Consider the following 6,000-nt stretch of genomic DNA (forward strand, 5'->3'; position numbering starts at 1 on the left):
ACCAAGAAGAACCCCTCTCTGTCGCCGGCCGGGAGTTCCATCACCCAACTCGCACACCTGACACGTCCGGGCAAGGCTGAACTCAAGGACTTCTGCTGGTTCATCGGGAGTGAGAAAGTTGCCGGCCTCGTGGTGGCTCCCCAGACTGGCGGAGGCACTGCACCAGTCATCGCTGCCGCTCCCAGAACATCAGACGAGAAACTCCAGTCGGATGCTCGGGCACTGAGAAACATGATGGGCGAGCGTGCCGAGATTGACCTTGAACGGCAAGTCCAATTGTCACGTCGACCAATGCAGACGGCAGCCCCGGCGAAGAGAATGGCGACGATCCGCCGATGCGATAAGATCATCTTATGACCTTTCTGCTGGAGTACCGGGACGCGCGGCGCGACGAGGACGTTGCGCGACTGCGGCGTACTCTCGCGCTGCGCGCGATGCTCGCCAGCGGCATGAGCCAGCGCCAGATCGCCAGGGAACTCGGAATCAGCCAGCCAGCGGTCAGTCAGCAACTCAAGTTTGCTCCCGACCTCGACGACGTGCACCCGCAGACTCTGCTCGAAGCAGCCGTTCCAATCCTCAAGGCACTGGCCGCTGAACATGGCTACCGCAACCTCGCGGTCTTCGGATCGGTCGCGCGCAAGCAGGCGGGGCCCGACTCTGACATCGATCTGCTCGTGGATGCGCCGGCTGGGACGGGCAGCTTTGGTTTCGTACGGTTCAAGATGCTGCTGGAGCGGGTGCTCGGCCGCGAGATCGACCTTGTCAGTTGGGGCGGGCTCAAGCCGCGCATCGATGACGACATCCGTCGTGAGGCGGTGATGCTGTGATGGATCGCAAGGCTGCCAAGGAACTGCTGCACGTCCAGGGCTGGCTGGAGCGCGTCGAGGAGATCCTCGCCAAGGGTCAGGAAGCCTACCTCGACGATGACCTGCTCCAGGAGGCCGGGGACTCGCTGATGATGAAGCTTGGCGAGGCTGCCAACCGGCTCTCCAGACTCGATGTACTCGCACCCGAAGGAGTCGAGTGGGCCATCGCCGTGGCCAACCGCAATTTCCTCATCCATCAGGACGACGAGATCAGCCGAGACCTCACCTGGGAGACGCTGTCGGTCGACCTGCCCGAGTGGAAGACATCACTTCAGATGCTCTTCGATCAGGCCAACGCGTTCATCGACGCCGAGAACGTCGCTGCCGAGTAGCCCCCAGAACCCCATCTGGAACAGCGGAAGCCGACACCAGATGACTACCGGCAGCAACGACCACGATCTGGCTGCCTACGCCGTCGGCCACTCCCGCTTCCCCTCGGCACCGCAGGTGCCGACAGGATGACGCCGATGCCGCGTTCTGAGTGGGCGGGCGTGTGCGTCCGGGAGACACCGGGTGCTTCGGCGTGTTCGTCGAAGGTGGCGGGGCTCCGGTGCGGTGGGTGGTCAGCAGCTCTGCGTGACCGGGAACTCAGGTTCTCCTGGCCGGCTCGAGTCCGGGCCTTAGTATGTGCAGAGATCCATGGTTTGGTCCAAATAGCCCTTGGCTAGGGACTTGGTGGCCAGGACCGGGATCGAACCGGTGACCTTTCACTTTTCAGGCGAACGCTCTACCGACTGAGCTACCTGGCCCCAGAGCGTTAGCTCCAGCGACCCCGACGGGACTCGAACCCGCGACCTCCGCCGTGACAGGGCGGCGCGCTAACCAACTGCGCCACGGGGCCTTGAACAAGGCCGTGCTGACCGTTTCTGGCCAGCCCGGAAACTATAACGTACCCGCTGGTTCGAGGCGAAATCCGAGGACGAGGATCGTCGAGCAAGGCTCGACAGCAATCGGGGGACGGCGGGCTGGCCACCGTCCCCCGTCCGCCTCAGCGGGTGACCACCAACGGCTCGGCGAAGTGGCAGGCGCTGGCGTGGTCGGTGGTGCCGTCCGGACGTGCGACAAGCTCGGGTGTGGCGGTCCGGCACAGTTCCTGGGCGCGCCAGCAGCGAGTGTGGAACCGGCAGCCGGCCGGCGGGTTCGCCGGGGACGGCACGTCGCCGGTCAGCACGATCTGCTGGCGGGTCGCCTCGGCCACCGGGTCGGGCACCGGGACGGCCGACAGCAGCGCCTGGGTGTACGGATGGGTCGGGCGCTCGTAGATCTGCGCGTCGTCCCCGATCTCGACGATCCGGCCGAGGTACATCACCGCCACTCGGTCGGAGATGTGCCGCACCACCGACAGGTCGTGGGCGATGAAGATGTACGCCAGACCGAGTTCGGCCTGCAGCCGCTCCAGCAGGTTGACCACCTGCGCCTGCACCGACACGTCCAGCGCCGACACCGGCTCGTCGCAGATCAGCACCTTCGGGTTGAGCGCGATCCCGCGGGCCACGCCGATCCGCTGCCGCTGGCCACCGGAGAACTGGTGGGGGTAGCGGTTGACGTGCTCGGGGTTGAGCCCGACCAGGTCCAGCAACTCCTGTACGCGGCGCTTCCGCGACCCCTTGGGCGCGACCTCGGGGTGGATGTCGAAGGGCTCGCCGATGATGTCACCCACCGTCTTGCGCGGGTTGAGCGAGGTGTACGGGTCCTGGAAGACGATCTGGATGTCCCGGCGCAGCTTCCGCAGCGCGGCACCCTTCTGGGAGTACATGTCGACTCCGTCGAAGGTGACCTTGCCGCTGGTGGGTTCCTCCAGCATCATCAGCAGCCGGCCCAGGGTCGACTTGCCGCAGCCCGACTCCCCCACCACGCCCAGGGTCTCGCCCTTGTACAACTCGAAGGAGACTCCGTCCACGGCGCGCACCTGGCCGACCGTCCGTCGGATGACGCCCGCCTTGACCGGGTAGTACTTGACCAGGTCGTCGGCCTTCAGGATCACTTCGCCGCCCATTCGAGCACCTCCTTCGTGTGGTGGCAGGCGGAGAAGCGCCCGTTCGAGATCTCCTCCAGGACGGGCGGCGCCCCCACCCGGCAGATATCGGTGGCATACCGGCACCGCGGGTTGAAGGCACAGCCCGGCGGGATCGCCAGCAGGCTCGGCGGCAGGCCGCCGATCGCCCGCAACTCCTGACCCTTGCCGTCCAGCCGCGGCACGGATTCCAGCAGGCCCTTGGTGTACGGATGCGCAGGCTCGGCGTAGACCTCGCGGACGCCGGCGGTCTCGACCAGCCGGCCGGAGTACATCACAGCGATCCGGTCGGCCACATTGGCCACCACCCCGAGATCGTGGGTGATCAGGATCAGCCCCATCCCGGATTCGTCCTGCAACTCCTTCAGCAGGTCCATGATCTGCGCCTGCACCGTCACGTCGAGGGCGGTGGTCGGCTCGTCGGCGATCAGGACGGCAGGGTTGAGCGCGATCGCCATGGCGATCATGATCCGCTGCCGCATGCCGCCGGAGAACTGGTGCGGGTAGGCCCGCACCCGCTGCTTGGCCGCCGGGATCCGCACCCGCTCCATCAGCTTGATCGCCTCGGCATAGGCGTCGGAGCGGTTGGCGCCACGGTGCTTGCGGAACATCTCGGCGATCTGCCAGCCGACCGGGAAGACCGGGTTCAGCGCCGACAGCGCGTCCTGGAAGATCATCGCGATCTCCGCCCCACGCACCTTCTGCCGCTGCTTCTCCGGCAGCCGCAGCAGGTCGACCCCGCAGTAGCGCACCTCGCCACCGGTGACGTACCCGGGCGGGGTGTCGAGGATGCCCATCACTGCCTGTGCGGTCACCGACTTGCCCGACCCGGACTCGCCCAGGATCGCCAGCGTCTCCCGCTCGGAGAGATCGAAGGAGACCCCGTTGATCGCCTTGGCGACGCCCTCCCGCATCCGGAACTCGACCTGCAGGTCGCGCACCTCCAGCAGTTTGCCGTCGACCGGCTCCCAGGTGTGCCCGGCGGGCAGCGATATGGTCTTGGCCCGGTGCCGTCCGTCCTTTCCCTCCGGCGGTCTGCCGGCACCACCGCCCAGCGGGTTCGGTTCCGGTTGGTTGGCAGCCGCCACGGCTGTCACCGGCGTGCTTGCTGTGTTATCAAGAAGCCCCATCAGATCACCTCAGCTTCGGGTCCATGGCGTCGCGGACAACCTCGCCCAGCATGATGAACGACAGCACCGTGAGCGACAGGAAGATCGACGGGAACAACAGCATGTGCGGCGCGCTGCGGACGAAGCCCAGCCCCGACGCGTTCGAGATCGCCTGCCCCCACGAGATGATCGTGGAGGGCAGCCCGATGCCCAGGAAGGACAGCGTCGCCTCGGTGGCGATGTACGCCCCCAGGTCGATGGTGGAGACCACGATCACCGGCGCCATCGAGTTCGGGATGATGTGCGAAGTGACGACCCGCCAGGCGTTCGCGCCCAGTGCCCGGGCCGCCTGGACGTACTCCAGGGGACGGGTCTGCAGCACGCTGGAGCGCATCAACCGGTAGATGTTCGGCCAGCCGAGCACCGCCAGTGCGATCACCACCTTGCCCACGTGCAGGGCGTAGGGGTCGTTCAGATCGCTCTTCCAGCTGTACAGGATCACGATGCCGCCCAGCAGCAGCGGGATCGCGAAGAAGATGTCGGCCGTCCGGGACAGGACGGTGTCGATCCAGCGCCCGATGTAGCCGCCAGTGGTCCCCAGCGCGGAACCGAGGATGGCGGTCACCACGGCGGTCAGGACGCCCACCAGGATGGACGCGCGGGCGCCGTAGATGGTACGGGCGTAGACGTCACAACCCTGGATGTCGTAGCCGAAGATCGCGTCCTCGCCGGGTGGCTGGCGTGCCATGTTCAGGTCGCAGTAGAACGGATCCTTGCTGGTGAACAGCTGCGGGAAGGCAGCCATCACCACGAACAACACGATCAGCGCTGCCGACACCCAGAACAACGGGTTGCGGCGCAGGTAGTCCCACACGTCGGCGCCCAGCGAACGGGTCGGCGCCACGGTCTGGACGTCGGGCGGCATCTCCGGATCGGCCTGGATCAGGTCGGGCGAGGGCCGGGTCTGCGGAACCTCGGTGTCCACAACGGACGCCTGCTTCGGCGCCTGGTCAAACGGCTCAGTCATGGCTGATCCTCGGGTCGAGCAGGCCGTACAACACGTCCACCAGCAGGTTCACGAACAGGTAGACGATCACCAGCACGACTACCGCACCGACCACCGAGGTGCCGTCTCGCTGGTTGATGCTGCGGAAGATGAAACCGCCGATGCCGTTGATGTTGAAGATCCGCTCGGTCACGATCGCACCACCCAGCAGGCCGCCGAAACTGGCACCGATGTAGGTGATCACCGGAACCAGCGAGTTGCGCAGCGCGTGAACCCCGATCGCCCGACTGTTCGACAGCCCCTTGGCCTTCGCCGTGCGGACGTAGTCGGCGCGCAGGTTCTCCACCAGCGTGGTTCGGGTGAGGCGTGCCACATAGGCGACGGACAGCGCACCCAGCACAAGCCCCGGCATGAGCAGCTGCTCCCAGGTGCCTTCGGTGGCGGTCACCGGAGCCCAGCCGAGGCGGACGCCGAAGACCATCTGCGACAGGCCGCCGATCACGAACACCGGGATCGAGATGACCACCAGGGTGCTGACGGTGATGAAGGAGTCGATGAACTTGCCCTTGCGAATGCCGGCGATCACGCCGGCAGTGATGCCGACCACTGCCTCGAAGGCGATCGCGATCAACGCCAGCCGGATGGTCACCGGGTAGCGGATCGCAAGCTCGTGAACGACGCTGTTGCCGTAGAAGTTGGTGCCCAGATCGCCTTGCAGCAGTCGGCCCAGATAGAGCACATACTGCACGATGAAGGGCTTGTCGAGGTTGTACTCCTTGTTGAACGCCTCCACGTACGAGGGCGGACAGGGACGTTCGCCACAGCGGCCCACCGTCGGGTCGCCCGGGAGCACGAAAACCATGAGAAAGATGAGGAAGGTCGATCCGAGGATCACCGGAATCATCTGCAGCAGGCGCCGGATGATGAACTTGCCCATTGTCGAAAACTATCGGTTCTGTCGGGAATCCGCAGCGGCCGGCCTGCCGGAAGTTCCGGCAGGCCGGC

General features: G+C 66.0%; 6 protein-coding genes and 2 tRNA genes. 2 read left to right on the forward strand and 6 right to left on the reverse strand.

The window, feature by feature from the left end; all coding sequences use genetic code 11:
- The first annotated feature begins 353 nt into the window (after window positions 1-353).
- The gene (locus tag VB080_RS10280; protein WP_323418349.1) at window positions 354-827 is read left to right on the forward strand and encodes a nucleotidyltransferase domain-containing protein; all 474 of its coding nucleotides are present in this window, start codon (window positions 354-356) and stop codon (window positions 825-827) included.
- Window positions 827-1,198 (forward strand): DUF86 domain-containing protein, encoded by a 372-nt coding sequence (locus VB080_RS10285; protein WP_323418350.1) that lies wholly within the window; start codon window positions 827-829, stop codon window positions 1,196-1,198. The genes VB080_RS10280 and VB080_RS10285 overlap by 1 nt, the downstream gene beginning before the upstream one ends.
- Window positions 1,199-1,539: 341 nt before the next feature.
- Here VB080_RS10285 and VB080_RS10290 read toward each other — a convergent pair.
- The 6 genes from VB080_RS10290 to VB080_RS10315 all read right to left on the reverse strand — a co-directional run bounded on the left by VB080_RS10290 (window position 1,540) and on the right by VB080_RS10315 (window position 5,932).
- Window positions 1,540-1,615, reverse strand: a tRNA-Phe gene (locus VB080_RS10290).
- Window positions 1,616-1,633: 18 nt separating this feature from the next.
- A tRNA-Asp gene (locus VB080_RS10295) sits at window positions 1,634-1,707 on the reverse strand.
- Window positions 1,708-1,854: 147 nt separating this feature from the next.
- Window positions 1,855-2,862 (reverse strand): dipeptide ABC transporter ATP-binding protein, encoded by a 1,008-nt coding sequence (locus tag VB080_RS10300; RefSeq protein ID WP_323418351.1) that lies wholly within the window; start codon window positions 2,860-2,862, stop codon window positions 1,855-1,857.
- Window positions 2,847-3,794 (reverse strand): ABC transporter ATP-binding protein, encoded by a 948-nt coding sequence (locus VB080_RS10305; protein WP_323418355.1) that lies wholly within the window; start codon window positions 3,792-3,794, stop codon window positions 2,847-2,849. The genes VB080_RS10300 and VB080_RS10305 overlap by 16 nt, the downstream gene beginning before the upstream one ends.
- A 220-nt stretch (window positions 3,795-4,014) precedes the next feature.
- Window positions 4,015-4,914: an ABC transporter permease gene (locus VB080_RS10310; RefSeq protein ID WP_323418356.1), complete on the reverse strand. Its 900-nt coding sequence runs from the start codon at window positions 4,912-4,914 to the stop codon at window positions 4,015-4,017.
- A 94-nt stretch (window positions 4,915-5,008) separates the two neighbouring features.
- Window positions 5,009-5,932 carry an ABC transporter permease gene (locus VB080_RS10315; protein WP_323418352.1) on the reverse strand — a complete coding sequence of 308 codons (924 nt, stop codon included), beginning with the start codon at window positions 5,930-5,932 and terminating at the stop codon, window positions 5,009-5,011.
- Window positions 5,933-6,000 lie beyond the last annotated feature (68 nt).

Source organism: Propionicimonas sp. (assembly GCF_034927565.1).
GTDB lineage: Bacteria > Actinomycetota > Actinomycetes > Propionibacteriales > Propionibacteriaceae > Propionicimonas.

Coding starts and splice junctions, on each gene's coding strand:
- VB080_RS10315 (WP_323418352.1), bottom strand. CDS start 5,932: ATGGGCAAGTTCATCATCCGGCGCCTGCTGCAGATGATTCCGGTGATC.
- VB080_RS10310 (WP_323418356.1), bottom strand. CDS start 4,914: ATGCCGCCCGACGTCCAGACCGTGGCGCCGACCCGTTCGCTGGGCGCC.
- VB080_RS10300 (WP_323418351.1), bottom strand. CDS start 2,862: ATGGGCGGCGAAGTGATCCTGAAGGCCGACGACCTGGTCAAGTACTAC.
- VB080_RS10280 (WP_323418349.1), top strand. CDS start 354: ATGACCTTTCTGCTGGAGTACCGGGACGCGCGGCGCGACGAGGACGTT.
- VB080_RS10305 (WP_323418355.1), bottom strand. CDS start 3,794: ATGCGGGAGGGCGTCGCCAAGGCGATCAACGGGGTCTCCTTCGATCTC.
- VB080_RS10285 (WP_323418350.1), top strand. CDS start 827: ATGGATCGCAAGGCTGCCAAGGAACTGCTGCACGTCCAGGGCTGGCTG.